The sequence below is a fragment of the Saccharothrix sp. NRRL B-16348 genome, from assembly GCF_001280085.1.
In the GTDB taxonomy this organism is placed as follows: domain Bacteria; phylum Actinomycetota; class Actinomycetes; order Mycobacteriales; family Pseudonocardiaceae; genus Actinosynnema.
The window spans coordinates 19,795-45,729 of sequence record NZ_LGED01000258.1 but is presented as its reverse complement, the minus strand read 5'-3'; the positions used below and the strand labels follow the sequence as shown (position 1 = coordinate 45,729).

Here is a 25,935-nt window from a genome sequence, read left to right as displayed (position 1 = left end):
CCGAGCGTCGTGGTGCCGCCGATGACCGTCACTCAGGCGTCCCGTTCGTAGACGGTGCGGCCGCGCAGGACGGTGCGCAGGCAGACCGGGACGGGGCCGTCGAGGGCGGGCAGGGCGGGGACGCGGGAGCGCGGGTCGGTGGACCAGCGCTGCACGCGGCTGTCGGGGGCGGCGACCTCCAGGTCCCCGGCTTCCCACACGGCGTAGGTGGCGGGGGCGCCGGGCTGGAGGGTGCCGGTGACGCCGTCGTCGACGCCGGCGGCGCGCCACCCGCCGCGGGTGTGGGCGTTGAACGCGGCGCGCGGGGAGAGGCCGTGGCCGTCGGTGCGGTGGTGGACGGCGGCCTTGATCGTGGCCCACGGGTCGACGGCGGTGACGGGGGCGTCGGAGCCGAGGGCGAGGATCATGCCGGCGGCGGCGAGGCGGGAGAACGGGTTGAGCGCGGTGCCGCGGTCGACGCCGAGGCGTCGGGCGTACATGCCGTCGGGGCCGCCCCACTCGTGGTCGAACTGGGGTTGCACGGAGGCGACGACACCCCAGGAGCCGAGCCGGGCGGCCTGCTCGGCGGTGATCATCTCGAGGTGTTCGAGGCGGTGCCTGCGGGCGGCCAGGGCGGGCACGCCGACGATGTCGGCGGCGCGGGCGAAGCCGTCGACGACGGCGGTGACGGCGGCGTCGCCGATGACGTGGAACCCGCCTTGCAGGCCGGCGCGGGTGCAGGCGACGAGGTGGTCGGCGATGGCGTCGGCGTCGAGGTAGAGGGCGCCGGTGGTGTCGGCGTCGGCGTAGGGCTCGCACAGGGCGGCGGTGCGGGAACCGAGCGCCCCGTCGACGAACAGGTCACCGGCCAGGCCGCGCACGGGCAGGTCGACCGGGCCGAGGCCGCCCCAGTAGCCGGCGACGTCGAGCAGGTCGGTGGCGAGCAGGTCGGCGAGGTCGTCGACGCCGGAGATGTCGGGTCCGGCGCATTCGTGCACCGACGCGATCCCGCGCGACGCGGCGTGCTCCAGGAACGCGCGTTGGGCGGCACGGCGGCGTTCGACGGGGATGGCGTCCTTCGCGGCACGGCGCACGTGGTGGTGCGCGGCGCGCGACAGCGGCCCGTCGGGGCTCCAGCCGTCGGCGCCGCGGGCGTCCGGGGCGAGGTCGACCAGCGCGGTGGACACCAGGGCGGAGTGCACGTCGATGCGGGACAGGTAGACGCGGGCGCCGCGGGCGGCGTCGTCGAGTTCGGCGCGGCTGGGCGGCCGGTTCTCCGGCCAGCGGGTCTCGTCCCAGCCGTGCCCCCACACCAGGGGCCCGTCGGCGCCGCGCACCGCGTCGAGCAGCTCGGCCAGGGAGCGGCAGCCGGTGAGGTCGAGGCCGGTGAGCAGCAGCCCGGCGGACGTGGCGTGCACGTGGGCGTCGACGAACGCGGGGGCGACGAACGCGCCGCCCAGGTCGACGACCTCGGCGTCGGGGTGCAGGGCGCGGCCGGCGGCGTCCTGGCCGAGCCACACCACGGTGCCGTCGGTGACGGCCATCGCGGTGGCGTCCGGGGAGGTCGGGGAGTGGATGCGTCCCCCCACGAGCAGACGCGTCGACGCGCTCGTCGACGCGGAGGCGCCGTTCACTGTAGTCACGCCTGCTGAGTCTGCCGGTGCTCGAACAGGGCCCGCACGGCAGGCTCACCGCGCAGCAGGTCCAGGGCGAACGCGGCGTGACCTGGCACGTAGCCGTTGCCGACGAGCATCTCCACGTCGGCGGCGAGCCCTTCGGCGCCCAGCGCGGCGGCGGGGAACGAGGTGGCCATGGAGAAGAACACCACGGTGCCGCCGTCGGCGGTGGCCAGGATCGCGCCGTGCTCGCAGCCGGGCACGTCGACGCACACCACGGTCACGTCCACCGGGTCGCCGACGGCGGCGGCGACGGCGAGCGGGTCGCGGGCGTCGGCGACGACCACGGTGTCGGCGAGCCCGGAGGCGCGGACGGCGGCGGCTTCCCGCCCGGTGGGCACGAGCGCGACGAGCCGGGACGCGCCGGCGCGCCGCGCGGCGGCCAGCGACAGCGACCCCGACTTGCCGCCGCCGCCCAGCACCAGCACCGACGGCGCGGCACGGCGGCGCACGACCCGGTCGGTCAACGCGGGCGCGCCGCACACGTCCAGCACCGACAGGGCGAGCTGTTCGGGCAGGTCGTCGGGCAGCACGGCGGCGATGGACCGGCCGAACAGCACCGCGGTGCCCTCGCACGGCACCTGCTCGTCCGCGCCGTCCCACGCGGCGAGGCCGTCGGTGATGCGCAGCGGCGTGAGGGTCAGCGACACCAGCGTCGCGATCCGGTCACCCGGCCGCAGGCCCAGCGGTGAGGCGGGGCCGACCTCCCGGACGACGCCGAGCAGCATGCCACCCGATCCGGTGACGGGGTTCTGCATCTTGCCGCGGGCGGCGACGATGTCCAGGACGGCCCGCCGGACACCGGCGACGCCGTGCTCCTCGCGCAGCTGCCGGTAGGAGGCGGCGTCGAGGTTGAGCCGGGACACGTCGACCAGGACTTCGTCGGGTCCGCACACCGGGGTGGCGTCCAGCCGGTGGGCCTGCTGCGGCAGCACCCCGGCGGGTTCGAGGACGCGGTGCAGACCGTACGGCGAAGTCATGGAAATCCTTCGGTCTATGAGGCCAGGACCCGGATATCTTCACGTGAACGGCCGGGATTCCGCAAGGGTGACGCCGCAGGAGGGGGCGCGCCGAACGCCGACACCCCCAGGGAACGCGGGTGTGCCGGCCCGGAACCACGGATGTGCAGGGAACGCGGACGGCCCCGGAACGCGGACGTGCCCGGCCGGGGGGCATCCCCGGCCGGGCACGTGACACGGACGGTCAGGCCCGGCGGCGGACCCGCAGCACGACCGTGACGACCAGCGCGGCGGCCAGCACCGCGTAGGCGACCGCCGCGAACGGGCTCGCGACCAGCGCCGCCGGGTCGCCCTCGCTGATCTGCAGGGTGCGGCGGACCTGCTCCTCGGCCATCGGCCCCAGGATGAGCCCCACCACCAGCGGCGCCACCGGGTAGCCGTGGCGGCGCATGAAGAACCCGGCCACGCCGATGACCAGCAGCACCACCAGGTCGTCGACCACGAAGTTCACCGCGTAGGTGCCCAACGCGGCGAACAGCAGGATCCCCGCGTACAGGTAGGGCCGCGGGATCTGCAGCACCTTCACCCAGATCTTCACCAACGGCAGGTTCAGCACCAGCAGCATCACGTTGCCGATGTACAGCGACGCGATCAGCGCCCACACCAGCGCCGAGTCGTTGGTGAACAGCAGCGGCCCCGGCTGGATGCCGTAGCTCTGGAACCCGGCCACGATCACCGCCGCCGTCGCCGTCGTCGGCAACCCCAACGTCAGCAACGGCACCAGCACACCGGCCGCCGCGGCGTTGTTCGCCGCCTCCGGCCCCGCGACGCCCTCGATCGCGCCCTTCCCGAACTCCTCCGGGCGTTTCGCGAGCTTCTTCTCCGCCGCGTACGACAGGAACGTCGACACGTCCGCGCCGCCGGCCGGGATGGTGCCGATCGGGAAACCGATCGCGGTGCCGCGCAGCCACGGCTTCCACGACCGCCGCCAGAACTCGCCGGTCATCCACTTCCCGCCCACCGGCACCACCTCGACCGGGCCGTGCCGCATCCGCGCCGCCACGTACAGGGCCTCGCCGACGGCGAACACCCCGACGGCGACCACGACCACGTCGATCCCGTCCGACAGCGTCGGCACGCCGAGCGTGAACCGCTGCTGCCCGGTCAGGGTGTCGGTGCCGACCAGCCCGATGAACAGCCCGAGGCCCAGCGACGCCAACCCGCGCACCGGCGACGCGCCCAACAGCGCCGCGACCGTGGTGAACGCCACCACCATCAACGCCACGTAGTCCGCCGGGCCCAGCGTCACCGCCAGGTCGGCGATCGTCGGCGCCAGCGCGGTGAGCAGGATCGTCGCGATCGTGCCCGCCACGAACGACCCGATCGCCGCCGTCGCCAGCGCCGCCGCGCCCCGCCCGGCGCGGGCCATCCGGTTGCCCTCCAGCGCCGTCACCACCGACGACGACTCGCCCGGCGTGTTGAGCAGGATCGACGTGGTCGACCCGCCGTACATGCCGCCGTAGTAGATGCCCGCGAAGATGATCAACGCGGCGGTGGGTTCCAGCGAGTACGTCAACGGCAGCAGCAACGCCACCGTCATCGCCGGGCCGATACCGGGCAGCACGCCCACGGCGGTGCCGAGCGTGACGCCCAGCAGGGCGTAGAGCAGGTACTCGGGCTGCGCGGCCGTCGCGAAGCCCTCCAACAGCGCGGTGAGGCTACCCATCGAGCAACGGCACCCCCTCGAACACCCCGGCCGGCAGCGACAGCCCCAACCCCGCCGCGAACAGCACCTGCACCACCAGCGCCAGCACCACCGCGACGACCAGCGCCTTCCACCACACCGCGCCCAACGTCCACGCCGCGCCGAAGAACAGCACGGCCCCGGCCACCGGCCAGCCCGCCACGTCGATCAGCGCCAGGTGCGCCACCAGCACCGCGACCAGCTTCGCCACCGTCACCCAGTCCGTGCGCACCGACGTGTCCACGTCCTCGGCGTCCTCCGCCGGGCCCAGCCGGCCGCGGGCGGTGGCGACGATCGCCGCCACCCCCGTCACGACCAGCAGCGCACCCACCGCGTACGGGAACACCCGCGGCCCCACCGTGCCCATCGAACCCCTGGTCGCGATCGTGGTCGCGTCCACCAGGGTGAACACCCCCAACGCCGCCACCAGGGCCCCGAACACGTACTCCTCGGCCTTCGCCGACCGGGCCGGCGGCGCCGGATCGGGGGATGTCGCGTCGGACGACGTCACGAGACCAGGCCGATCTCCTGCAACACCGGCTTGATGCGGCCGATCTCCATCGTCAGGAACGTCGAGAAGTCGTGCCCGGTCTGGAACGTGTCCGTCCAGCCCTTCTTCTTCAGCTCCTCCTGCCACTGCGGGCTCGCGTGCATGTCGGTGACCAGCTTCACCAGCTTGTCCTTCGCCGCCACCGAGATCGACCCCGGCGCCACCACACCACGCCAGTTGATCAGCTCCACACCGGTGCCCAGCTTCTTGAACGTCGGCACCTTCAGCTCCGGGTGCTCCTTCGGCCCCGACGTGCCCAACGCCCGCAGCTTGCCCGCCTTGATCTGCTCCACGTACTCGCCCACACCCGAGATGCCGGCGTCGACCTTCCCGCCCAGCAACGCCGCCAGCGACTCACCGCCGCCGGAGTAGGGCACGTAGTTCAACTTGCCCGGGTCGATGTCCAACGCCTGCAACAGCATCCCGGCCAGGATGTGGTCCGTGCCGCCCGCCGAACCGCCGGTGATCGTCACCCCCTTGCCCTTCTCGTCCACCGCGGCCAGCAGCTCCTCGATCGTCCGGTACGGCGACTCGGCGGGCACGACCACCACCTCGTCCTCCGCCGTCAACCGGGCGATCGGCGTCGTGTCCTCCAACCGCTTGTCCGCCCCGTTGGTCTCCACCGCGCCGACCATCACCAGCCCGGTCACCATCAGGTAGCTCTCGGACCGCTCGTTCGCCAGCTTCTGCAACCCCACCGTGCCGCCCGCACCGCCCACGTTGCTGACCTGCACCGAGTCCGCCAGGTCCGCGCCGTCGATCGCGGCCTGCATCGCCCGCGCCGTCTGGTCCCACCCGCCACCCGGATCCGCCGGGGCCATGATCTCCAACCGGCCGACGTCGCCCCCCGCGCCGCCGCCCCCACACCCCGCGACCACCAGGCCCACGGCCGCCACGGCCGCGAGAAGTCGGGTGCGCTGTCCTGCCATCGGGTCCTCCACGCGAAAATATCGGCCGAACACGGCCGCCACCGCAGCACCGTCGCTCCGGTGCGCCGGAACGCTAAGAGCCCACCCCCCGCACCACCCCGCAAAGGTCGTAAGGGCCGTATTGGTCGTTTAGGTCGTGGCCCCGCTCACACCCGTTGGGCCAGAATGCTCTGCCATGCGCCGCCGTTCGGTCCCCCTCGGTGTCACCCTGCTCGCCCTGCAGGTCGTCATCGTGCTCGCCACCACCTGCGCGGCAGGCCTCCTGGCAGCCAAAATGCAGAGCGACCGCATCCGCGAGGCCTACAAGGACCGCATGCTGTCCGTCGCCGAAAGCGTCGCCCGCCTCCCCACCGTCGTCGACGCCTTCACCTCCCCCGACCCCGCCGCCACCATCCAGCCCCTCGCCGAACTCCTCCGCCGGGCCTCCGGCGTCACCTACGTCGTCGTCACCGACCGCGACGGCGTCCGCTACGCCCACCCCGACCCCCACCGCATCGGCGAACGCGTCTCCACCGACCCCAGCAGCCCCCTGTCCGGCCACGTCTTCGTCGGCACCGAAACCGGCACCCTCGGCACCTCGCTGCGCGCCAAAGTCCCCGTCCGCTCCCCCGCCGGCGACATCATCGGCATGGCCTCCGTCGGCATCCTCGAAAGCGAACTCGACGCCGACCTCGCCGAAGACCTCCCCGAACTCATCGGCTGGCTCGCCGCCGCCGCCCTCGTCGGCGTCCTCGGCGCCGCCCTCGTCACCCGCATGGTCCGCACCCGCACCTTCAGCCTCGAACCCGACGAGATCGCCCACCTCCTCGAAACCCGCGACGCCATGCTCCACGGCATCCGCGAAGGCGTCGTCGCCGTCGACGACCACGAACGCCTCGTCCTCGTCAACGACGAAGCACTCCGCCTCCTCGGCCTCACCGACGACCCCACCGGCAAACCCGCCGCCGCCGTCCTCGAGGACGGCGGCCTCCTCGACCTCGCCCGCACCCACGACGACGTCGCCGACCGCCTCGTCCTCGCCGGCGAACGCGTCCTCGTCGCCAACCGCATGACCGCCAAGACCCACGGCCGACCCGTCGGCGTCGTCCTCACCCTCCGCGACCGCACCGAACTCCACGACGCCCTGCGCGAACTCGACGGCCAACGCACCGTCACCGAAGTCCTCCGCGCCCAGGCCCACGAGTTCACCAACCACCTGCACGTCATCAGCGGCCTCGTCGAACTCGACCGACGCGACGACGCCGTCGCCTACATCGAACGCGTCGGCGGCGCCGGCTCCGCCACCTCCGACATCATCGGCGGCGCCATGACCGACCCCGCCCTCGCCGCACTCCTGCTCGCCAAGTCCTCCACCGCCCACGAACGCGGCGTCGCCCTCCGCCTCGACCCCGCCACCACCGTCGACGCCCGCACCGGCGACGACGCCCTCACCGTCCTCGGCAACCTCGTCGACAACGCCGTCGACGCCGTCCACCCCGGCGGCACCGTCCTCGTCCTCGTCCACTCCGACCCCACCGGCGTCCGAGTCGTCGTCGACGACGACGGACCCGGCGTCGACCACACCGACCGCGACCGCATCTTCACCCTCGGCGTCAGCACCAAAGCACCCCGCGGCGCACACGGACGAGGCATAGGCCTCGCCCTGGTCTCCCGAGTCGTCACCCGCCGCAGCGGCCAGGTCCGCATCACCGACTCCGAACTCGGCGGAGCCTCCTTCGACGTCTGGCTCCCGGAGGCCGCCCGATGACCACCACCGACCGAACCCCCGTCCGCACCCTCGTCGTCGACGACGACTTCGCCGTCGCCGCCGTCCACCGCGGCTTCCTCGACGCCCTCCCCGACTTCACCGTCGTCGGCGAAGCACACGGCGGCGGCGAAGCCCTCCGCGCCGTCGACACCCTCCGCCCCGACCTCGTCCTGCTCGACATCCACCTCCCCGACATCTCCGGACTCGAAGTCCTCGCCCGCCTCCGCACCCGACCGGGCCCACCCGTCGACGTCATCGCCGTCACCGCCGCCCGCGAACGCGACACCGTCCGCCAGGCCATGTCCCGCGGCGTCGACCACTACCTCGTCAAACCCTTCACCCGCACCGCGTTCCTCGACCGCATGCGCGAATACCTCGCCCGCCGCACCGAGGTCCAACGCCTCGGACCCTGGCTCGACCAGGACGAAGTCGACCAACTCCTCCAACACCGACCCCGGGCCGCCCTCCCCAAAGGCCTCTCACCCCTCACCCTCAAACTCGTCGTCGACGCCCTCAAAACCACCCACGACGACCTCTCCGCCCAGGAAGTCGCCGACCGCGCCGGACTCTCCCGCGTCAGCGCCCGCCGCTACCTCGAACACCTCGTCACCATCGGCAAAGCCGAAGTCCTACCCCGCTACGGCATGGCCAACCGACCCGCCCACGGCTACCGGCTCACCTGACGGAACCACCGACACCCGTACCGACCCAACTCCACCACCGCCGTCCCGTCCTCCCCCGGCGCCACCGTGCCGTCCACCAGCAGATCCGTCAGCACACCCTCGACCTTCGGCAACTCGACCACGACGTCCCGGTCGGCGAAGTTGTGCACCGCGACCACCGTCCCACCGTCGATCTCGCACCGGTGCGCGAACACCGCCGGATCCGCCGTGTCGATCGTCGAGAACGCACCCCACGCCAACTCCGGACACTCCCGGTACCGCTCCACCAGCAACCGGACCCACCCCAACAGCGACCCGGAATCACGCCGCTGCCCGTCCACCGCGTCCCACCACATCGGCGTCCGCACCGCCAACCGACCCTCCAACGACAAGTCCTCGGTCATCCCGACCTCCTCGCCGTAGAACAACACCGGCGTCCCCGGCAACGAGAACAACAGGCTGTACACCATCCTGATCCGGTCCGGATCACCCTCCAACATCGACGGCAACCGCCGCCGCAACCCCCGCCCGTACAGCTGCATGTCCTCCTCCGGACCGAACGCCGCGAACACCTCCTGCCGCTCCGGCTCCGTCAACTTGTCCAACGTCAACTCGTCGTGATTGCGCACGAACGTCGCCCAATGACAATCCCGCGGCGGCTCCGGACGCTCCCTCAACGCATGAGTCAACGGACTCGCGTCCCGACGCGCCAACGACAAGTACAACTGCTGCATCCCGATGAAGTCGAAACACATGTGCAACTCGTCGCCCACACCGTCCGACCCGCCGAAGAACGCCATCGTCTCCGCGTACGGCAGGTTCACCTCACCCAACAGGATCGCCTCACCGTTGCGCCGCGACAGGAACGCCCGCAGATCCGCCAAGTAGTCGTGCGGATCCGGCAACGCCTCGATCGGCGCCTCCAACAAGAACGGCACCGCGTCCACCCGGAACCCCGACAACCCCAACTCCATCCAGAACCCCATCACCCGCGCGATCTCGTCCCGCACCTTCGGGTTCGCCACGTTCAGATCAGGCTGGTGCCGGTAGAACCGGTGCAGGTAGTACCGCTTCGCCTTCCGGTCATACGTCCACAGCGACGTCTCCTCGTCCGGGAACACCACCCCGTCCGACGCGTTCGCCGGCGGCTCGTCCGCCCACACGTACCAGTCGTGGAACGGACTACCCGGATCACGCGCCGCCTGGAACCACGGATGCCGATCCGACGTGTGGTTCACCACCAGATCCGCGATCACCCGCATCCCACGATCACGCGCCGTCCGCACGAACTCCACGAAATCACCCAACGTCCCCAACCGCGGATCCACACCGTAGAAATCCGTGATGTCGTACCCGTCATCCCGATCCGGCGACGGGAAGAACGGCATCAACCACAAACACGTCACACCCAACCGGTGCAAGTGGTCGATCTTGTCGATCAACCCCCGGAAATCACCGTGCCCGTCACCGTTCGCATCGTGGAACGTCTCCACGTCCAAGCAGTACACGACGGCGTTCTTCCACCACAGATCCGCGGTCCTGGTCAACTTCACGACCGCACCTCCGGCAACACCCGCTCACCGAACACGTCCAGGAACCGCTCCTGCTCACGCCCCACGTGATGCAGGTACACCTCCTCGAACCCCAACTCGGCATAACCCCGGATCGTCTTCGCGTGCCACCCCAGGTCCGACGACACGTTCACCACCCCCGCCACCCGCTCCACCGACACGTCCTCCGACACCACGTCGAAGTGCTCCACCGTCTCCAAGTCCCAGCACACCGGCGGCCCGAACACGTTGCTCCGCCACTGCTCGTGCGCGACCGACCGCGCCTCGTCATCGGACTCCGCCCAACTCAAATGCACCTGCAGGCACAACTTCCCCCGACCACCCGCGTCCCGATACGCCCCCACCACCCGCCGCAACCGCTCCACCGGCGCGTTCACCGTGATCAACCCATCAGCCCACCCCGCACACCACCGCGCCGTCTCCTCGCTCACCGCCGCACCGACCAACAACGGAGGCACATCCGGTCTCGTCCACAACCGCGCCCGATCCACCCTCACCAGACCGTCGTGACTGACCTCCTCACCCGCCAACAGAGCACGGATCACCTCCACGCACTCCGACAACCGCGCGTTCCGCACCTCCTTGCGCGGCCAACCCCCACCCGTGATGTGCTCGTTGCTCGCCTCACCACTGCCCAACGCCGCCCAGAACCGACCCGGGTACATCGCGCCCAACGTCCCGATCGCCTGCGCCACGATCGCCGGGTGATACCGCTGACCAGGCGCGTTCACCACCCCGAACGGCAGACCCGTCGCCTCCAGCGCCGCACCCAACCACGACCACGCGAACGCGCTCTGACCCTGCCGCGCACTCCACGGCGAGAAGTGGTCCGAACTCATCCCCGCGTCGAACCCCACCTCCTCCGCCCGCCGCACCGCCGACAACAACGCCGACGGGTGGACCTGCTCGTGAGACGCGTGCACACCGATGACGGTCATGCCGTCTCACGTACCCAGGCCACCCCCCGACGACACCACGACCAACCGCTCAAGCCCCGCCTCAGGCCGGGCTCAGCCCCCGCTGAGCATCCGCGAGCCCTTCACCGACCCGTCCGTCGCCGTGAAAAAACCACGCACGTGCGTCTGGAACTCCTCCCGATCCAGCCGCTCGTCACCATCCACGTCCATCCCCGCGAACGCGATCGCCGCCACCTGCGGATCCGTCACCCCGTTCCCCCGGTAGATCCCCGCGAACTCACTCCCGTCCAACCGACCGTCACCATCACGATCCGCCACCTCGAAATTCCGACCCGACACCACCAACCACTTCTCCAACAACCCACCCGTCGACAACCGACCCGCCTCGTGCGCGTCCCGGAACTCACCCCGGCTCACCACGCCATCCGCATCCAGATCCGCCCCGACGATGTACTCCCACAACTCCCGATACGCCGCCACCAGGTTCCTGACCTCGGACGACTCCACCCCCAAACCGAACTCCCGACCCACACCCCGAGCCGCCGCCGAGAAGTCCTCCCAGCTGATCTCGCCGTCACCGTCCACGTCGAAAACCGCGAAAGCCCGATCGACGTTGTCCATCCGCAGATCACCCGACACGACCACACCTCTCCCTAGGAACAACCCAGGGGGCGAAGCCTAGGAACGGTCGGACCACCCCGGCAGCGCGAAACCACCCACCACACCCGATCAGGTCAACTCCGGCCGATTCGACGGCGACTCCGACCGCGACTCCGGACGCACATCCACCACATCACCGTCGACCACCGCGCCATCCACCACAGCGCCGTCCACCACCACACCACCCGCCATCGGGTGCTGCCCGTACCGCAAGTTCAACGCCATCGCCCGCTCCCGCTCCTCCGCACGCCGCGCGATCCGCCTGCTCATCAACCGCCGCGTCGGCGGGAACAGCAGGAACAACCCCACCACGTCGCTCACGAACCCCGGCACGATGATCAAGAACGCCGCCGCCGCGATCAGCACACCGTCCGCGATCTCCTGATGCGGCGCACGACGCGTCCGCAACGCCTCCGAGAACGCCGCCATCGTCCGCGCGCCCTCACGACGCATCAACACCGAACCCACCACCCCGCCCAGCACCAGCAGACCCAGGGTCGGCAACAGACCCCACGCCCCGAACGCCGCCACCAGAGCGGTGACCTCCACAGCCAGACCCACCAGCAGTACCGCGAACACACGCATACCAAGCCCAACGCACGAGCACCCCGAAACGCTCCCTGCCGTAATATTTACGGCCAACGGGTCATCTGGCAGCATATCTTCCACGCCACACGACCGACAGGGAGCATGAATGACCGCGCTGCACGAGGTCACCCCCACGCAGCACAGGGCCGACCTCCAGCCCTACACCTACGCGCGCCAAGAGCTGGTCGAACCCGACTGGCGCCGCTTCCCCGGCTGGCGCGACATCACCGACACCCAATGGCGCGACGCCCAGTGGCAACGCGCCAACTGCGTCAAGAACCCCAAACAGCTCCGCACCCTCGCCGGCGACCTGCTCACCGACCGGTTCTACGACGAACTGGCCGCCGACCAGCAGCACTCCGCCACCATGTCCATGCTCGTGCCACCCCAGATGCTCAACACCATGGCACCCAACGCCCCACTCGACCCCGAGGCGTTCACCGAAGCCTTCCTCGCCGACCCCATCCGCCGCTACATGATCCCCGTCCGATCAGACCGCGACCCGGACTGGCCCAGCCACCCCCACTCCGCCCGCGACTCCCTCCACGAAGCCGAGATGTGGGTCGTCGAAGGCCTCACCCACCGCTACCCCACCAAAGTCCTCGCCGAACTCGTCTCCACCTGCCCCCAGTACTGCGGCCACTGCACCCGCATGGACCTCGTCGGCAACTCCACCCCCCAGGTCCAGAAGCTCAAACTCGCGCTCAAACCCGTCGACCGCCAAGACCAGATGATCGACTACCTCAAGCGCACACCCGGCGTCCGCGACGTCGTCGTCTCCGGCGGCGACGTCGCCAACGTCCCCTGGCCCCAACTCGAGTCGTTCCTCATGCGACTGCTCGACATCGACACCGTCCGCGACGTCCGCCTCGCCACCAAAGCCCTCGCCGGACTACCCCAGCACTGGCTCCAACCCAAAGTCGTCGAAGGCCTCGAACGCGTCGCCCGCACCGCCGGCCGCCGCGGCGTCAACCTCGCCATCCACACCCACGTCAACCACGTGCAGTCCGTGACACCGCTCGTCGCCGAAGCCGCCCGCACCGCCCTCGAAGTCGGCGTCCGCGACGTCCGCAACCAAGGCGTGCTCATGAAGGGCGTCAACGCCACCCCCGACGACCTGCTCGACCTCTGCTTCGCGCTCCAGGGCGAAGCGAACATCCTGCCGTACTACTTCTACATGTGCGACATGATCCCCAACGCCGAGCACTGGCGCGTCGCCGTCTGGGAAGCGCAGGAGCTCCAGCACGCGATCATGGGCTACCTGCCCGGCTACGCCACCCCGCGTATCGTCTGCGACGTGCCCTACGTCGGCAAGCGCTGGGTCCACCAACTCCACGAGTACGACCGCGAACTCGGCATCTCCTACTGGACCAAGAACTACCGCACCGGCATCGAACTCGACGACCCCGAGGCACTCGACCGCCGGTACCCGTACTACGACCCGATCTCCACCCTCCCCGAAACCGGCCGCCGCTGGTGGTCCGAGCAGGCGTAGCCCCACCACGGAAGCCCTGGGCCGACCTCCTGGGCTTCCGTGCTGGTTTTTGGTTTTGGTGTCAGCGTGCGCCGGGGGTTGGGGTTAATTTTGGTCGACACTGAAGCTATCGAGATAATCGAGTTGCGAAGAGTGCTCGACTACGCCGATCAGCCGCTGATCGTGGCGCGAAGGCGGGACAGACTGGCCGCCATGAGCGATTCAGCCGTTGCCGTCCAGTCCTACGACCTGTTCACACCCGAGGCGATGGCGGACCCGATGCCGCTGCTGCACCGCATCCGCGCCGAGAGCCCGGTCAGCCACCTCCCCCAGCTCGACGCCTACCTCCTCACCCGGCACGCCGACATCGTGGCCACCCTCAAGGACCGCCGCTTCTCCCCCGCCAACATGGCCCAGGGCCTCGCCACGTTCACCCAGGCGCAGCAGGACGAGCTGCTCCCCCTGCGCGACTCCATGCACCTGTGGATGGGGCACACCGTCGAAGCCGACCACGTCCGGTTCCAGCAGCTGCTCAAGCGCTACTTCACCCCCGCCACCGTCAACGGGTTACGCCCCCGGATCCGCGAGCTCACCGCGGAACTGCTCGACGCCGTGGCGGACCGCGGCCGGATGGACGTCGTCGCCGACCTCGCGTACCCGTTGCCCGCCAACGTGATCGCCGAGATGCTGGGCATGCCCACCTCCGAACGCGAGCAGCTCCAGGCGTGGTCGCGCGACATCGTGGCGATCTTCCAGCTCGCCGACTTCGAACGGCTGCGCCAGTCCCAGCGCAGCGTGCTGGAGATGGAGGACTACGTCCGCGGCCTCGTCCGCCAACGCCGCGCCGACCCGCGCGAAGACCTGATCAGCATGTTCGTCGCCGCCGAGCGCGAAGGCCAGGTCACCGAGGACGAGATCGTGGCCAACTGCGTGCTGCTGCTGTTCGCGGGCCACGAGACCACCGCCGGGCTCATCGCCAACGGCCTCGTGCTGCTGCTCGAGAACCCCGACGAGCTGGCCCGGCTCAAGGCCGACCCGGACCTCACCCCCGCCGCGGTCGAGGAGATGCTGCGCTGCGACGGCCCGGCGTCGCTGATCGTCCGCGAGAGCACCGCCCCCGTCGAGGTCGGCGGCCTCGACCTGCCCGCGGGCAAGCGGTTCTACCTGGCGATGATGGCCGGCAACCGCGACCCCGAGGTGTTCGCCGACCCGGACCGGTTCGACATCACCCGCCGACCCAACCGGCACACCGCGTTCGGGCTCGGCGCGTTCTACTGCCTCGGCGCGGCCCTCGCCCGGACCGAGGCCGACGAGTGCTTCCGCGCCCTCCTCGGCCGTTTCCCCGACCTCCGCCCGGCCTACGACGCGCTCGACCGCTCCCCCGTCCCGCCGCTCGGACACCGGCTGCACTCGTTGAACGTCGAGTTCTGAGGCGGTGACGGCCCCGTGCCCGACCGCCACCGCGGCCGGGCACGGGACGGACTACCGCACCGTCGCCGACGCGGCCCGTGCCGCGAGCGTGCGGGCTTCGACCTGGAGGCCCTGGTCCGCAGCGGACTCCGCCCGGACGGCGACCGGGGTGTTGCGGCCGCAGCCGGGCACGTCGGCCACAGAGCTGCAGTTGTCCGGCCGGTTGCCGGTCACCACGGCGCCGTTGACCAGCGTGACGCCCGCGTACAGGGTGTCGATGCCGCCGCCGGAGCCCGGCCACGGGGACGAACCCGCTCCCGCCTCGCCCGCGGTGTTGGCGGTGACCCGGCCGCCGTCGAGGGTGAGGGTCTCGCGGTACACCGCGATCCCACCACCGCCGCCGCCGAAACCGGCCCAACCGGCGTAACCGCCGGGCCCGGCGGCGCCGGCGTCACCACCCCGGCCCGCCCGGTTGGCCGTGATCCTCACACCGATGACGGCCGGGCTCAGCGACTGGCCCTCCCGACCACCCACGTCCACGCCGCCGCCGGTGCCACCACTGCCGCCGTCCCCTCCCCCGCCGCCGTCGACGCCACCCGAACCGCCCGCGCCACCGTCGGCCGCGGCGTTCCCGGTGACGAGGCCGCCGCTGATCCGCAGCGCGGTGCCGCCGACGGTGTGCACGCCACCGCCGAACCCGCCCGAGCCGCCCCGGGCACCCGCCGTCGCGCCGATGCCGTCACCGCCCCGGCCACCGGGGCCGCTGACGTTGCCGCTGATCGTGCTGTCGGTGATGGTGAGCGGCACCGAGCTCGAGCTGTAGGACGAGATCGCGCCGCCGGAACCGCCGAGCCCGCCGCGACCCGCGCTCGTGGTCGTGGTGGCGTCCGCGCCGGGAGCACCCGCGCCGGCGGCGTTGCCGGTGAGCACGCTGTCGCTGATGGTCAGCGGCCCCCAGTTCTGGATCGCGCCGCCCGAGTCGCCCTGGTTCCCCTCCCCGTAGGAGTCAGTGCCGACCGCGTCCGGGGCGTGGCCACCGGTGAGCGTCACGTGGTCGAGGCTCAGGTCGCCCCAGTTCGAGATGAGCCGGAACCGCGGCGCGTCCGCGGCCCGGGCGATCGTCGCGCCGTTGCCGTGGACGGTGAGCGTTCCGGCGATGGCAGGCAGCCCGTCCTCGCCCCCGGGCACGGCCGGCGCGGTCAGCCGGTAGACGCAGTTCGGCGCGAGGGACAAGACGTCCGGGACGCTCGACGCGTTGGCCGCGGCGACTGCGGCCACCAACGCGGACGCGTCGCAGGGCACGTCGGTGTCGGCGGCGTTGGCCGGAGGGGCGATCAGCACGAGCGCGCCCAGCGTGGTGACGCCAGTGGCGACCGGCACGAGTCCCCGTCTCCGTAATCTGCTGGTTCGTGGCATGCGGCAACCTCTCTTGGAGTTGTCGGTTGGTGATCCGAGTCGATCAACGCTCCTTATATCGCGACACACGTGAGCATCGCTCCTTATTTTCAGGCAACACTGAAGCTATAGAGATGGCCATGACAGAACTTGCAGCTGTGACCGTCCACCGTTGGCCCGTTTGTTGATCACCGCTCACAATGGCCCGCATGCACAAGCCGAAGGTGTTCGTGGCAGGGCCGGTGTCGTGGAACCGACTGGTGTCGCTGGACCGGTTGCCGCAGGCCAGGCCGCACACCGTGTTCGCCACCGGCCACCGCGTGGCGGTCGGCGGCACGTCGGCCGGCAAGGCGCTGAACCTCGCCTCGCTCGGCGCGGACGTCACGCTGCGGACCGTCGTGGGCGACGACGAGGCCGGGCGGTCGGTGCTCGACGTGCTCGACCGGGCCGGGGTCGACGTGATCGCCGAGGTGGTCGACACCGCCACCGAGCAGCACCTCAACCTCATGGACCCGCACGGCGGGCGGGTGTCGATCTACCTCGAACTCCCCCGGCTGCGCCAGGCCCAGCACGACGACCGGGCGCTCGCCGCGCTGGCGTCGGCCGACGCCGCGGTGATCGACCTCGCCGACCACGCCCGCCCCCTGCTGTCCGCCGCACGTGCGGCCGGCGTGCCGGTGTGGTGCGACCTGCACGACTACGACGGGGTCGCGGAGTTCCACCGCGACTTCCTCGACGCGGCCGACCACGTGTTCCTCAACGACGACGCCTTCGCCGACCGCGACGCGCTGCTCGTCTTCCTCAAGTCGCTCGACAAGCCCGCGGTCGCCACGCTCGGCGCCGACGGCGCGGTGGCGGTGGTGGACGGCGCCGTCCACCACGTGCCCGCCGTGCCCGTCGAGGAGATCGTGGACACCAACGGCGCCGGCGACGCCTTCTTCTCCGGCTTCCTCGTCGCCCACCTCGCGGGCGACGAAGTCGACTCGGCGATGGCCGCCGGCGCCCGCCAGGCCGCCCTCTGCCTCGGTTCAGCGGGGTTGGCGCCCGAACTGTGACCGTCAAGGACTTGCTGAAAGGCTTTGCAAGGACTTTCCTTCGGGTGCGCGTGTCGCCGCGACGGAAAGGATCCACATGGACGGCGTGACCGCCCGGTTGAGCGACATCGCCGCGCAGGCCGGGGTCAGCGAGGCGACCGTCAGCCGGGTCTTCAACGGCAAGTCCGGCGTGTCGACGGCCACCCGCCAGGCGGTGGTGGCCGCGATGGACCTGCTCGGCTACGAACGACCACCCCGCCTGCGGCAGCGCAGCGCCGGGCTCATCGGCCTGATCACGCCCGAGCTGGGCAACCCGATCTTCCCCGCGCTCGCGCAGGTCGTGGAACAGGTGCTGACCAGCGCGGGCTACACGCCGCTGCTGTGCACGCAGACGCCGGGCGGGTCGACCGAGGACCAGCTCACCGAGATGCTGGTGGACCGGGGCGTGGCCGGGATCGTGTTCGTCTCCGGCCTGCACGCCGACTCCACCGCCGACATGGGCCGCTACACCAAGCTCGCCGGGCGCGGCATCCCGTTCGTCATGATCAACGGCTACACGGAGAAGATCTCCGCGCCGTTCATGTCGACCGACGACCGCGCGGCCATGCGGCTGGCGGTGTCACACCTGGTCGAGCTGGGGCACGAGCGCATCGGCCTGGCCGTCGGCCCGCGCCGGTTCGTGCCGGTGCTGCGCAAGATCGAGGGTTTCGTGCAGCACATGCGCACCGCCCTCCCCTACACCGCCGAGCAGGCCGAGTCGCTGGTGCAGCACTCGCTGTTCACCGTCGAGGGCGGGCAGTCCGCGGCGACCGCGCTGCTCGACAAGGGGTGCACGGCGATCGTCTGCGGCAGCGACCTGATGGCGTTCGGCGCGATCCGGGCGGCCCGGCAACGTGGGCTGAGCGTGCCGCAGGACGTGTCCGTGGTCGGGTTCGACGACTCGCCGCTGATCGTGTTCGCCGATCCGCCGCTGACCACGCTGCGCCAGCCCGTCGAGGCGATGGGCCAGGCCGCGGTCAACGCGTTGCTGGAGGAGATCGGCGGCACGCCCGCTCCCCACGCCGAGTTCGTGTTCCTGCCCGAGCTCGTGGTGCGCGGGTCGACGGGCGCGGGGCCGAAGTGACCGCCGTGCGGGCGAGGGCGTTGCGCATGCGGGCGCAACGCCTGTCGACCCCGGCCCGCTCGCTGCCCGAGCTGCTGCACGACGTGCTGGCCGTGCAGGCGCAGGACACCGCCGCCGCCGGCCTGGCCGTGCGGGCCCGCACCACCGGCGTCTCCCCCGCCGACCTGCGTGCCGCGTTGGAGGCCGGCGACGTCGTGCGGACGTGCGCGATGCGCGGCGCGGTGCACCTGCTGCGCCGGGAGGACGTCGGCTGGCTGGTGGCGCTGCTCGGCCCGGTGAACGTCGCCCGGTCACGGCGTCGCCGGCTGGAGCTGGGCCTCACCGACGACGTGTGCGCGCGGGCGTTGGCCGCGCTGCGGGAAGTGCTGACCGAACCGCTGGGCAAGCCGCAGGTCGTCGCCCGGCTCGCCGACGTGGGCGTGGCGCTCGACCCGGCCACCCCCGCGCCCGCCTACCTGCTGGCCTACGCCGCCAACAAGGGCGTGGTCTGCGCGGGCGAGTCGACCTACCGGCTGCTCCCCCGCGCCGACGACGAGCCGCGCGGCGTCGCCGAGCTGGTCCGCCGCTACCTGCGCGCCCACGGCCCCGCGACGGTCGAGGACTTCACCGCGTGGAGCGGGCTGCCGGAGGTCGAGGTGCGCGCCGCGTTCCCGTTCGACGACCTGGTGGAGGGCAAGCACGGCTGGCAGCTGCCCGCCGTGGACGCGGCTGACCTGGACGGCACGGTCCGCCTCCTCGGTCCGTTCGACACGTTCCTGCTCGGCTACGCCGATCGCACGCTGCTGCTCGATCCGCGTCACGCGCCCCAGGTGCGGGCGGCAGGTCCGCACGTCGTCGTGGACGGTCAGGTGCGCGGCACGTGGCGTCGCCGGGACGGGCGGGTCGTGGTGGAGCAGTTCGGCCACGTCCCGGTGTCCGAGCTCGACCTCGAGGTGGAGTCCGTCCTGGCCTGGGGGTGACCGTCACCGGGTGGGCGGCGGGGTCGCACAGGACGAGCGCGAGCACACCGGACCCGGCGGTCAGGACCAGCACCGCGCACCACGCGACGAGGTCGGTCTTCCACTCCGTGGCGAAGTTGATCACGACGCCCGTGGCCGCCGGGGCGCCCGACGCCGCGAACGCCCGGACCCGGCGACGGCGTTCCGCTCTCGTCGTGCCCATGGTCGGCCCTTCCGGCGGCTCGGACACCACCGCCTGTCGTGAGGTCCCGTGCCCTTGAGATCGCACCGACAGCGGCCCGCGTGTCACAACGTCACCCGAAGGTGTGGGATCCGGCGGGCGGGCGGTGGGAGAGAGCACGCCCGCCCGCCGGAAGTCACCTCAGGTACGGGCCGTCCGCGCCGACCTTGCCCGGCGCCGGGTTGCCCGGCAGGTCCAGCACGTAGACCCGCGCGTTGCCCTGGCCGCCGGGGTGCGCGGTGAGGCTGCCGCCGGTGACGGTCTTCGTGTCACCGGTGACCGCGTCGCGGTACGTCCCGTCGGGCACACCGGTGAACGTCGCCGAACCGGAGATCGCGACCAGCGCGAAGCTGTCCACCGGGCCGGACGTGTAGCGGCGCTTGAACGCCATCCCGCCGGACACGCCCTCCGTCGAGTACTGCCCCTTCTGCAGCGCGGGCACCGCACGACGGATCTGGTTGAGCCGCTGCACGTGCTTGACCAGCGGTTTCTGCAACGTGGTCGCGACCTGGCCGGACGCCGACGACACGACGCCGTAGTCCGACGCCGTGACCTGGCCCGCGAGGTGGTCCCCGAAGTACGCCCGACCGGTCGTCGCCAGCGGGCACGTGGGGCCGCAGTCGATCGGCTTGCCCGCCTGGAACTCGATCTCCGAGCCGTAGTAGAGCGTCGGGATGCCCCGGAACGTCCACATCAGGCTCATGTTCTCCGCCCACGCGCCCGTGCCGCCCGCGTACCGCACGCCGGACTTGTTGGGCCCGAAGTCGTGCGAGTCCACGTACGTCACGTTGTAGGTGGCGTCGTTGGTGGAGTCGTCGGAGTCCTTCGCGTTCCAGAACGCGTTGTTCGCGTCGCCGAAGTTCATGTGCATCCGCATGTCGATGATGTTCATGCCGGAGGACTTCGAGTGGTCCGGCGCGTGGTAGGCGTTGCCGTCGAGGAACGCGTTGCGGCTCGTCGGCTGCCCGCCGGTGCCCTGGGCCTGCTCGTGGTCGTACTGCTCGATCGACGCGGTGGCGTCGTCGGCGCTGTACTCGCGGCGCTCCTTCCAGGTGAAGAACTGCGCCGAGTGGTTGACCGAGCCGCGGTTCCACTTGTCGTTGACGAACGCGGCGACCTCGCCGAAGACGAAGAAATCCCGGCCCTTCTCCCCGAACTTCGCGGTGGTGTGCTGCTGGATCGCGGGCAGGAACCGGCGGTTCCACGTCACGCGCGGGATGTGCACGGCGGTGTCCACCCGGAACCCGTCCACGCCCATGTCGATGAACCGGTTGTAGGCGTCGATCAGGTACCGCTGCACGATCGGGTTCTCGGTGTTGAAGTCGGCCAGGTCCTCGTGCAGCCAGCAGGACCGGGAGTCCTCGCCCTCCCAGTTGCCGATCCAGCAGCGGTGGTAGAGCTGGGCGGGGAACATGCCGGAGGTGGGGCTGGGCCACTGGCAGCTGTAGATCCGGTAGCCCTCGGGGCTGCTGTGCTGGGTCGGCCTGCCCCAGTCGACGCACGTGTTCCCGGCCGGCTCCGTGGTCGACCACAGGTCTCCGTTGTAGTACGACTTGCCGGTGGTCGGGTCGATGGTCAGGCCGTCGTACTCGAAGCCCTGCACCGGCTGGTCGTAGTACCAGGACCACTGGTTGTCCCGGACGCCGAACACCTTCGCCTGGAACAGGCCCTTGGCGCCCCAGCGCGAGCTGTGGTTGTAGACCACGTCCTGGTAGATCTTGAGGCCCTTGGCGTGCGCCTCGTTGATCAGGTCCTGGTAGGTCGCGCCCGGCGTTTCGAGGCGCGGGTCGACGCGGTGGAAGTCCCAGCCGTGGTAGCCGTGGAAGTCGTAGTCCGAGCGGTTGAGCACGACCGGGGTGATCCAGACCGCGGAGAAGCCGAGGCCCTTGATGTAGTCGAGCTTGTCGACCAGGCCCTGGAAGTCGCCGCGGAACATCGGGTCGTCGTTGGCCGCGTTGCCGGAGCGCACGTGCTGGCTGCCGCCCCGGTTGTTGGCCGGGACGCCGTCGTTGAAGCGGGCGGTCATCACGAAGTAGACGGAGTCCTCGCGCGGGTCGCCGCCCAGTGGTGTGCCGCCCGGCGGCGCGGGCGGGGCGTCGCCCGTGGTCACCGCGACGGACGCGGTGGACGCGGACTTGTTGCCCGCCGCGTCGTAGGCCTTGAGCGCGTAGGTGTAGGTCGTGTTCGCGGTGAGCGGGCCGTCGACGAAGCCCACCGCGCCGGTGTTGCGCACGACCGTGCCCAGCGCGCCGCCCGTGCGGGTGATCTCGTAGCCCGCGACCGCGACGTTGTCGGTGGACGCCGTCCACGCCAACGAGACGGTGAGCGCGGACGCGGTGGCCCGCAGGCCGGTCGGCACGCTCGGCGCGACGGTGTCCTGCGGGGCAGGGGGTCCGCAGGGATCGGTCGCGTCCGGCGTGACCACGCCGTCCTTCACGGTGCTGCGCCCGGTCGGCAACGCGTAGTCGGCGCCGTTGTTGTTGTCCCACTGGCCGGAGCCGTTGTTGAACGCGGCCTTGAGGCCGGTGGCCTGACCGAGGTCGACCGACGCGCGTGCCCAGTCCGGGCACACCTGTTCCATGGGCACGCCCGGCACGGCGGTCCACGTGCCTCCGGTCGGCTGGTAGTGGATCCGGGTCGCGGTCCAGTTCCGGGTCTTGGTGGAGTAGTAGACCTCCGCGTGGTTCGTCGGGCCGGGATCCGGGTCGGGCTCGGTCCCGCACGAGTCGCCGACGCCGACCACGCCCGCCGCGACGGTGACGTCACCCGTGCCGAGGCTGTAGTTCCGCCCGTTGTTGTTGTCCCACGTGCCCGTGCCGTTGTTGAACACCGCGACCAGGCCGGTGGCGTCGCCCAGCGGCACGGTCCGGCGCACCCAGCCCGCGCACGCCGCGGGTTCCATCCGTTCGCCCGGCACGGCGGTCCACGGGCCGTTGCGCGGTTGGTAGTGCACGTTGGCGACCGGCCACCCCGAAGGCAGGCGGTAGAAGACCGTAGTGCTGTTCGCCGCCGCGGAGGCGGCCGGCGTCGGCGTCCCGTTCTCGGCGGAGCCGCCCGGCGCGGTCCACACCGACCCGATCAGGCCGAGGGCCAGGAGTAAGGCGGTCAGTCGTCGCGATCTCGCTCGCATCACTGCTCCCGTCACGCTTCGTTGCGCAAGGTGGTGCAATTGTTTGCAGGCTAGCCCTGGCTCAACGCAGGTGTAAACGGTGTGACGAGCAGGAACGTGGAGTGATCTTTGCAAGACTTTGCACACTGGTTCGTCCGGGCGTCGCTTTGTCGATCTCACGACACGCGCACATCCCGATGTCGTACGGTGTCCGGATGACCGAGCGGGCAGCGGGAGGCGGTGCGGTGCCGCGGGCGCTGAGTTCGTTCGTCGGCCGCAAGGATCTGCTGGCCGAGCTGCGCCGGCGGATAGGCGTCGCGCAGCTCATCACGCTCACCGGGGTGGGCGGCGGCGGCAAGACCCGGCTGGCGCTGGAACTGGCGGCGCAGGTGCACCGCGCGTACGACGACGGCGTGCGGGTGGTCGAGCTGGCGTCCGCGCGCGGCGGCGACCCGGAGTTGTTGGCACAGGTGGTGTTGAGCGCCGTCGGCGTGCCGGACCAGGCGACGACGACGCCGTTGGAGACGTTGGTCGACTACCTGCGGCCGCGGCAGGTGCTGCTGGTGCTGGACAACTGCGAGCACCTGGTCGAGCCGGTCGCGCGGCTGGTGCGCGCGGTGCTCGCCGCCGCGCCCGGCGTGCGGGTCCTGGCCACCAGCCGGGCCCGGCTGCGCGTGCCCGGCGAGGTGCTGGTCATGGTGCCGCCGCTGGACGTGCCCGCCGAGGACGCGCCGATGGACCTCGATTACGAGTCCGTGGCGCTGCTGGTGGACCGGGCCGAGGCGAGCGTGCCGGGCTGGCGGGTGACGCCGGAGAACTGGCCGCACGTGGTGCGCGTGCTGCGCCGCGTGTCGGGCATCCCGCTGGCGATCGAGCAGGCCGTGGTGCGGATGCGGTCCATGCCGGTGTCGTTGCTGGCCGACCGGCTCGACGACGTCATGCGCGTGCTCACCGCCAACGACACCACCGCGGTCGAGCACCACCAGACCATGGCCGCGCTCATCGACTGGAGCCACGCGCACTGCACGCCCGCCGAACGCCTGCTGTGGGCGCGGTTGTCGGTGTTCGAGGGCGGGTTCAGCCTGACCGCGGCGGAGGACGTGTGCGCGGGCGACGGGCTGGCCGCCGACGACGTCGCCGACGCCCTGGCCGGGCTGCTGGACAAGTCGATCGCGCTGCCGTCCGCCGACCGCAGCCGCTACCACCTGCTCGAACCCATCCGCCAGCACGGCGCGGCCCAGTTGCGGGCCGCCGGCGAGGTCGACGCCGTGCGGCAGCGGCACCAGGACTACTTCCGGCGCGAGGCCGCCCGGCTGGCCGAGTCGTTCGCCGGGCACAACGAGGCCGCGCTGCTCGCGGCCGTCGACGCGGACATGGCCAACCACCGCGTGGTGCTCAACGACCTGATCCGCAACCCCGACACCGCGCACGCCGGGCTGCTGATGAGCGTCGACCTGGCCCGCACCCGCTGGTACACCTACGCCGGTCGATTACCGGAAGAACGGCTGTGGCTGGGCCGCGCGCTGGCCGCCACACCGCCGACCGCGGACCCGTTGCGGGCCAGCGCCATCGCCCTCGACGCGTGGATCGCCCTGTGTTTGGGCGTGGAACGGGAGCTCGTCGCGCGGCGGGTGGACGAGGCCGACGCCATGGCCCGCGAGGTGGGCGGGCCGGTGCCCGCGGTGACGTTCGTGCGCGGCGCGTACGCCGTGCTGGCGTTGGGCGCGGTCGACGGCGTCGAGCTGTTGCGGCAGGCGCACGAGGAGTTCGGCGCGCTCGGTCCCGCTTTCGCGGTCGACCACCACCTCGCGCACATCATGCTGACCGTGTCGCTGGTGCTGCTCGGTTCCCGCGAGCAGGCCGAGCCGGCGGCGGAGGAGTTCTACGCCGAGTGCGAGCGGCTCGGCGCGCTGTGGGGCATCAGCTGGGCGCACTGGTGCCGCGGTGTGGTGCAGACGCGGTGGGGCGACCCGGTCGGCGCGCTGGACGTGCTGATGGAAGGTCTGCGGGTGCAGCGGGAGATCCGCGACAAGTGGGGTCCGCTGTGGTCGATCGAGGCACTGGGGTGGGCGCACTCGCGGGCGGGCGACGGTTCCGCCGCCGCCCGGATGCTGGGGCTGGCGCACGGGCTGCACCGGGTGACCGGTGTGCGGGTGGACGGCCTGGTCCCGTTCGCGTGGGTCACCGCGCAGGCCGTGGCGCGGGCCAAGGCAGTGCTCGGCGAGGACGAGTACGCGCGGGCGTACGCGGGACCGGCGGAGTCCGTGGAGCAGGCGCTGGCCGTCGTGCTCGACGAGGTGCCGACGCCGGAGCCCGACCGCAGGCCCGGCGGCCTGACCCCGGCGGAGTGGAACGTGGCCAAGCTGGTCGGCGACGGGCTGTCCAACCCGGAGGTCGCCACCAGGCTGGTGATCTCCCCCGCCACCGTGCACACCCACCTGACCCGGATCTACCGCAAGCTCGAGATCTCCAGCCGCCACCAGCTGATCAGCCTGCTCGCGAGCATGGCCGACTAGTCCGGCGACGGCGTTCGCGTGACTCGCAGTGGGTCATGTCGCACTTGGTGCGATGACCCGCTGAACGCTGTCGCGCAGCAGGGTTCGGCGTCGCTCGTGCGACTCCGCGGGTTCCTGATCACTGGCCGCGTAGACGTTGCTGACCGGCGACCACGCCATGGACATCGCGATGACCATGGCCATCAGGTCGAACGGATCGCCGGACCGGACGGTGCCCGCGGTTTGCGCGTCGGCGATGGCGCGCAGTTTGGCCTCGTCGAGGCGGTTGACGTCGTCGACGAGGTGACCGGTCGGGCGTCGTTCCAGGCGCGCCCAGGTGGCCAGCCGGATCAGGTCGGGGCGACGGAGGTACTCGTCGTACAGGCGGACAGCCCAGTCCGCCAGATCAGCGGTGTCGATCGGGACCGCGGTCATGATCCGTTCCAGGGAGCCGAAGAAGATCGCGTCGAACAGTCCTTCCTTGTTGCCGAAGTAGCCGTAGAGCTGGGCCTTGTTGGTGCGGGCGGCGGCCACGATCCGTTCGACGCGTGCTCCCGCGATCCCGTACTGGGCGAACTCCCGGGTCGCCACCTCCACGATGCGCTGCCGCGTGGCGGCACCACGCGAGGTCAGGGGCTTGTCGACCATGCCCGCAGGTTAACAACAGACCAGTCTGTTTGCCAGGTCGTCGACCCTCGGCTACTCTGAAACAGACCGAACAGTCTGTTTATCTT

General features: G+C 71.3%; 20 protein-coding genes. 8 read left to right on the top strand and 12 right to left on the bottom strand.

What is annotated here, in order from left to right; genetic code table 11:
- Positions 1 to 32 precede the first annotated feature (32 nt).
- The 5 genes from ADK67_RS42865 to ADK67_RS42845 all read right to left on the bottom strand — a co-directional run bounded on the left by ADK67_RS42865 (position 33) and on the right by ADK67_RS42845 (position 5,837).
- Entirely contained in the window at positions 33 to 1,622 is a 1,590-nt protein-coding gene (locus ADK67_RS42865) for an amidohydrolase (RefSeq protein WP_082404703.1), read from the bottom strand.
- Positions 1,619 to 2,635, bottom strand: a complete 1,017-nt coding sequence (locus tag ADK67_RS42860) for a hypothetical protein (protein WP_053722346.1) — start codon at positions 2,633 to 2,635, stop codon at positions 1,619 to 1,621. Before ADK67_RS42860 ends, ADK67_RS42865 begins: the two co-directional genes overlap by 4 nt.
- A gap of 223 nt (positions 2,636 to 2,858) precedes the next feature.
- Entirely contained in the window at positions 2,859 to 4,340 is a 1,482-nt protein-coding gene (locus ADK67_RS42855) for a tripartite tricarboxylate transporter permease (RefSeq protein WP_053722345.1), read from the bottom strand.
- Positions 4,333 to 4,869, bottom strand: coding sequence for a tripartite tricarboxylate transporter TctB family protein (locus tag ADK67_RS42850; RefSeq protein ID WP_053722344.1), 537 nt, complete (start codon positions 4,867 to 4,869; stop codon positions 4,333 to 4,335). The genes ADK67_RS42855 and ADK67_RS42850 overlap by 8 nt, the downstream gene beginning before the upstream one ends.
- Positions 4,866 to 5,837: a Bug family tripartite tricarboxylate transporter substrate binding protein gene (locus ADK67_RS42845; protein ID WP_053722375.1), complete on the bottom strand. Its 972-nt coding sequence runs from the start codon at positions 5,835 to 5,837 to the stop codon at positions 4,866 to 4,868. Before ADK67_RS42845 ends, ADK67_RS42850 begins: the two co-directional genes overlap by 4 nt.
- 175 nt (positions 5,838 to 6,012) lie before the next feature.
- On the opposite strand from ADK67_RS42845, the gene ADK67_RS42840 reads away from it, so the two are divergent.
- The gene (locus ADK67_RS42840) at positions 6,013 to 7,584 is read left to right on the top strand and encodes an ATP-binding protein (RefSeq protein WP_053722343.1); all 1,572 of its coding nucleotides are present in this window, start codon (positions 6,013 to 6,015) and stop codon (positions 7,582 to 7,584) included.
- Positions 7,581 to 8,267, top strand: a complete 687-nt coding sequence (locus ADK67_RS42835; RefSeq protein WP_053722342.1) for a response regulator — start codon at positions 7,581 to 7,583, stop codon at positions 8,265 to 8,267. The genes ADK67_RS42840 and ADK67_RS42835 overlap by 4 nt, the downstream gene beginning before the upstream one ends.
- Here ADK67_RS42835 and ADK67_RS54945 read toward each other — a convergent pair.
- From ADK67_RS54945 to ADK67_RS42815, 4 genes are all read right to left on the bottom strand, one after another.
- Positions 8,252 to 9,799: an alpha-amylase family protein gene (locus tag ADK67_RS54945; RefSeq protein WP_053722341.1), complete on the bottom strand. Its 1,548-nt coding sequence runs from the start codon at positions 9,797 to 9,799 to the stop codon at positions 8,252 to 8,254. The two genes, ADK67_RS42835 and ADK67_RS54945, sit on opposite strands and share 16 nt — an antisense overlap.
- Positions 9,796 to 10,755, bottom strand: coding sequence for a TIGR03885 family FMN-dependent LLM class oxidoreductase (locus ADK67_RS42825; RefSeq protein ID WP_053722340.1), 960 nt, complete (start codon positions 10,753 to 10,755; stop codon positions 9,796 to 9,798). Before ADK67_RS42825 ends, ADK67_RS54945 begins: the two co-directional genes overlap by 4 nt.
- A 72-nt stretch (positions 10,756 to 10,827) precedes the next feature.
- Positions 10,828 to 11,373, bottom strand: coding sequence for an EF-hand domain-containing protein (locus tag ADK67_RS42820; protein WP_053722339.1), 546 nt, complete (start codon positions 11,371 to 11,373; stop codon positions 10,828 to 10,830).
- A gap of 90 nt (positions 11,374 to 11,463) precedes the next feature.
- Positions 11,464 to 11,979 (bottom strand): FxsA family protein, encoded by a 516-nt coding sequence (locus ADK67_RS42815; protein WP_053722338.1) that lies wholly within the window; start codon positions 11,977 to 11,979, stop codon positions 11,464 to 11,466.
- Positions 11,980 to 12,088: 109 nt separating this feature from the next.
- Here ADK67_RS42815 and ADK67_RS42810 point away from each other — a divergent pair, with 109 nt between their 5' ends.
- Together ADK67_RS42810 and ADK67_RS42805 are read left to right on the top strand one after the other, a co-directional pair.
- Positions 12,089 to 13,477, top strand: a complete 1,389-nt coding sequence (locus tag ADK67_RS42810) for a KamA family radical SAM protein (RefSeq protein WP_053722337.1) — start codon at positions 12,089 to 12,091, stop codon at positions 13,475 to 13,477.
- 192 nt (positions 13,478 to 13,669) lie between these two features.
- On the top strand, positions 13,670 to 14,887 hold the full coding sequence (locus ADK67_RS42805; RefSeq protein ID WP_063797918.1) for a cytochrome P450: 1,218 nt from the start codon (positions 13,670 to 13,672) through the stop codon (positions 14,885 to 14,887).
- A 51-nt stretch (positions 14,888 to 14,938) separates the two neighbouring features.
- Here the strand turns inward: ADK67_RS42805 and ADK67_RS42800 are convergent, their stop codons facing one another.
- Positions 14,939 to 16,246, bottom strand: a complete 1,308-nt coding sequence (locus ADK67_RS42800; protein WP_157621558.1) for a hypothetical protein — start codon at positions 16,244 to 16,246, stop codon at positions 14,939 to 14,941.
- A 224-nt stretch (positions 16,247 to 16,470) separates the two neighbouring features.
- On the opposite strand from ADK67_RS42800, the gene ADK67_RS42795 reads away from it, so the two are divergent.
- The 3 genes from ADK67_RS42795 (at position 16,471) to ADK67_RS42785 (ending at position 19,377) form a co-directional block, all read left to right on the top strand.
- Positions 16,471 to 17,316, top strand: coding sequence for a carbohydrate kinase family protein (locus ADK67_RS42795; protein ID WP_053722374.1), 846 nt, complete (start codon positions 16,471 to 16,473; stop codon positions 17,314 to 17,316).
- 76 nt (positions 17,317 to 17,392) lie between these two features.
- Positions 17,393 to 18,418 carry a LacI family DNA-binding transcriptional regulator gene (locus tag ADK67_RS42790; RefSeq protein ID WP_053722334.1) on the top strand — a complete coding sequence of 342 codons (1,026 nt, stop codon included), beginning with the start codon at positions 17,393 to 17,395 and terminating at the stop codon, positions 18,416 to 18,418.
- Positions 18,415 to 19,377, top strand: coding sequence for a winged helix DNA-binding domain-containing protein (locus tag ADK67_RS42785; RefSeq protein WP_053722333.1), 963 nt, complete (start codon positions 18,415 to 18,417; stop codon positions 19,375 to 19,377). Before ADK67_RS42790 ends, ADK67_RS42785 begins: the two co-directional genes overlap by 4 nt.
- Positions 19,378 to 19,733: 356 nt before the next feature.
- Here ADK67_RS42785 and ADK67_RS42775 read toward each other — a convergent pair whose 3' ends face one another.
- Positions 19,734 to 22,727: a carbohydrate binding domain-containing protein gene (locus ADK67_RS42775; RefSeq protein ID WP_053722331.1), complete on the bottom strand. Its 2,994-nt coding sequence runs from the start codon at positions 22,725 to 22,727 to the stop codon at positions 19,734 to 19,736.
- A gap of 194 nt (positions 22,728 to 22,921) precedes the next feature.
- Here ADK67_RS42775 and ADK67_RS42770 point away from each other — a divergent pair, with 194 nt between their 5' ends.
- The gene (locus tag ADK67_RS42770; RefSeq protein ID WP_197289894.1) at positions 22,922 to 25,222 is read left to right on the top strand and encodes a helix-turn-helix transcriptional regulator; all 2,301 of its coding nucleotides are present in this window, start codon (positions 22,922 to 22,924) and stop codon (positions 25,220 to 25,222) included.
- A gap of 33 nt (positions 25,223 to 25,255) precedes the next feature.
- Here the strand turns inward: ADK67_RS42770 and ADK67_RS42765 are convergent, their stop codons facing one another.
- Entirely contained in the window at positions 25,256 to 25,849 is a 594-nt protein-coding gene (locus tag ADK67_RS42765) for a TetR family transcriptional regulator (protein WP_053722329.1), read from the bottom strand.
- Between the last annotated feature and the right edge of the window lie 86 nt (positions 25,850 to 25,935).

Excerpts from the sequence above, each read along its gene's own strand:
- ADK67_RS42860 (WP_053722346.1), bottom strand. The coding sequence starts at position 2,635 with ATGACTTCGCCGTACGGTCTGCACCGCGTCCTCGAACCCGCCGGGGTG.
- ADK67_RS42855 (WP_053722345.1), bottom strand. The coding sequence starts at position 4,340 with ATGGGTAGCCTCACCGCGCTGTTGGAGGGCTTCGCGACGGCCGCGCAG.
- ADK67_RS42845 (WP_053722375.1), bottom strand. The coding sequence starts at position 5,837 with ATGGCAGGACAGCGCACCCGACTTCTCGCGGCCGTGGCGGCCGTGGGC.
- ADK67_RS42840 (WP_053722343.1), top strand. The coding sequence starts at position 6,013 with ATGCGCCGCCGTTCGGTCCCCCTCGGTGTCACCCTGCTCGCCCTGCAG.
- ADK67_RS42835 (WP_053722342.1), top strand. The coding sequence starts at position 7,581 with ATGACCACCACCGACCGAACCCCCGTCCGCACCCTCGTCGTCGACGAC.
- ADK67_RS42825 (WP_053722340.1), bottom strand. The coding sequence starts at position 10,755 with ATGACCGTCATCGGTGTGCACGCGTCTCACGAGCAGGTCCACCCGTCG.
- ADK67_RS42815 (WP_053722338.1), bottom strand. The coding sequence starts at position 11,979 with ATGCGTGTGTTCGCGGTACTGCTGGTGGGTCTGGCTGTGGAGGTCACC.
- ADK67_RS42810 (WP_053722337.1), top strand. The coding sequence starts at position 12,089 with ATGACCGCGCTGCACGAGGTCACCCCCACGCAGCACAGGGCCGACCTC.
- ADK67_RS42805 (WP_063797918.1), top strand. The coding sequence starts at position 13,670 with ATGAGCGATTCAGCCGTTGCCGTCCAGTCCTACGACCTGTTCACACCC.
- ADK67_RS42795 (WP_053722374.1), top strand. The coding sequence starts at position 16,471 with ATGCACAAGCCGAAGGTGTTCGTGGCAGGGCCGGTGTCGTGGAACCGA.
- ADK67_RS42790 (WP_053722334.1), top strand. The coding sequence starts at position 17,393 with ATGGACGGCGTGACCGCCCGGTTGAGCGACATCGCCGCGCAGGCCGGG.
- ADK67_RS42775 (WP_053722331.1), bottom strand. The coding sequence starts at position 22,727 with ATGCGAGCGAGATCGCGACGACTGACCGCCTTACTCCTGGCCCTCGGC.
- ADK67_RS42770 (WP_197289894.1), top strand. The coding sequence starts at position 22,922 with ATGACCGAGCGGGCAGCGGGAGGCGGTGCGGTGCCGCGGGCGCTGAGT.
- ADK67_RS42765 (WP_053722329.1), bottom strand. The coding sequence starts at position 25,849 with ATGGTCGACAAGCCCCTGACCTCGCGTGGTGCCGCCACGCGGCAGCGC.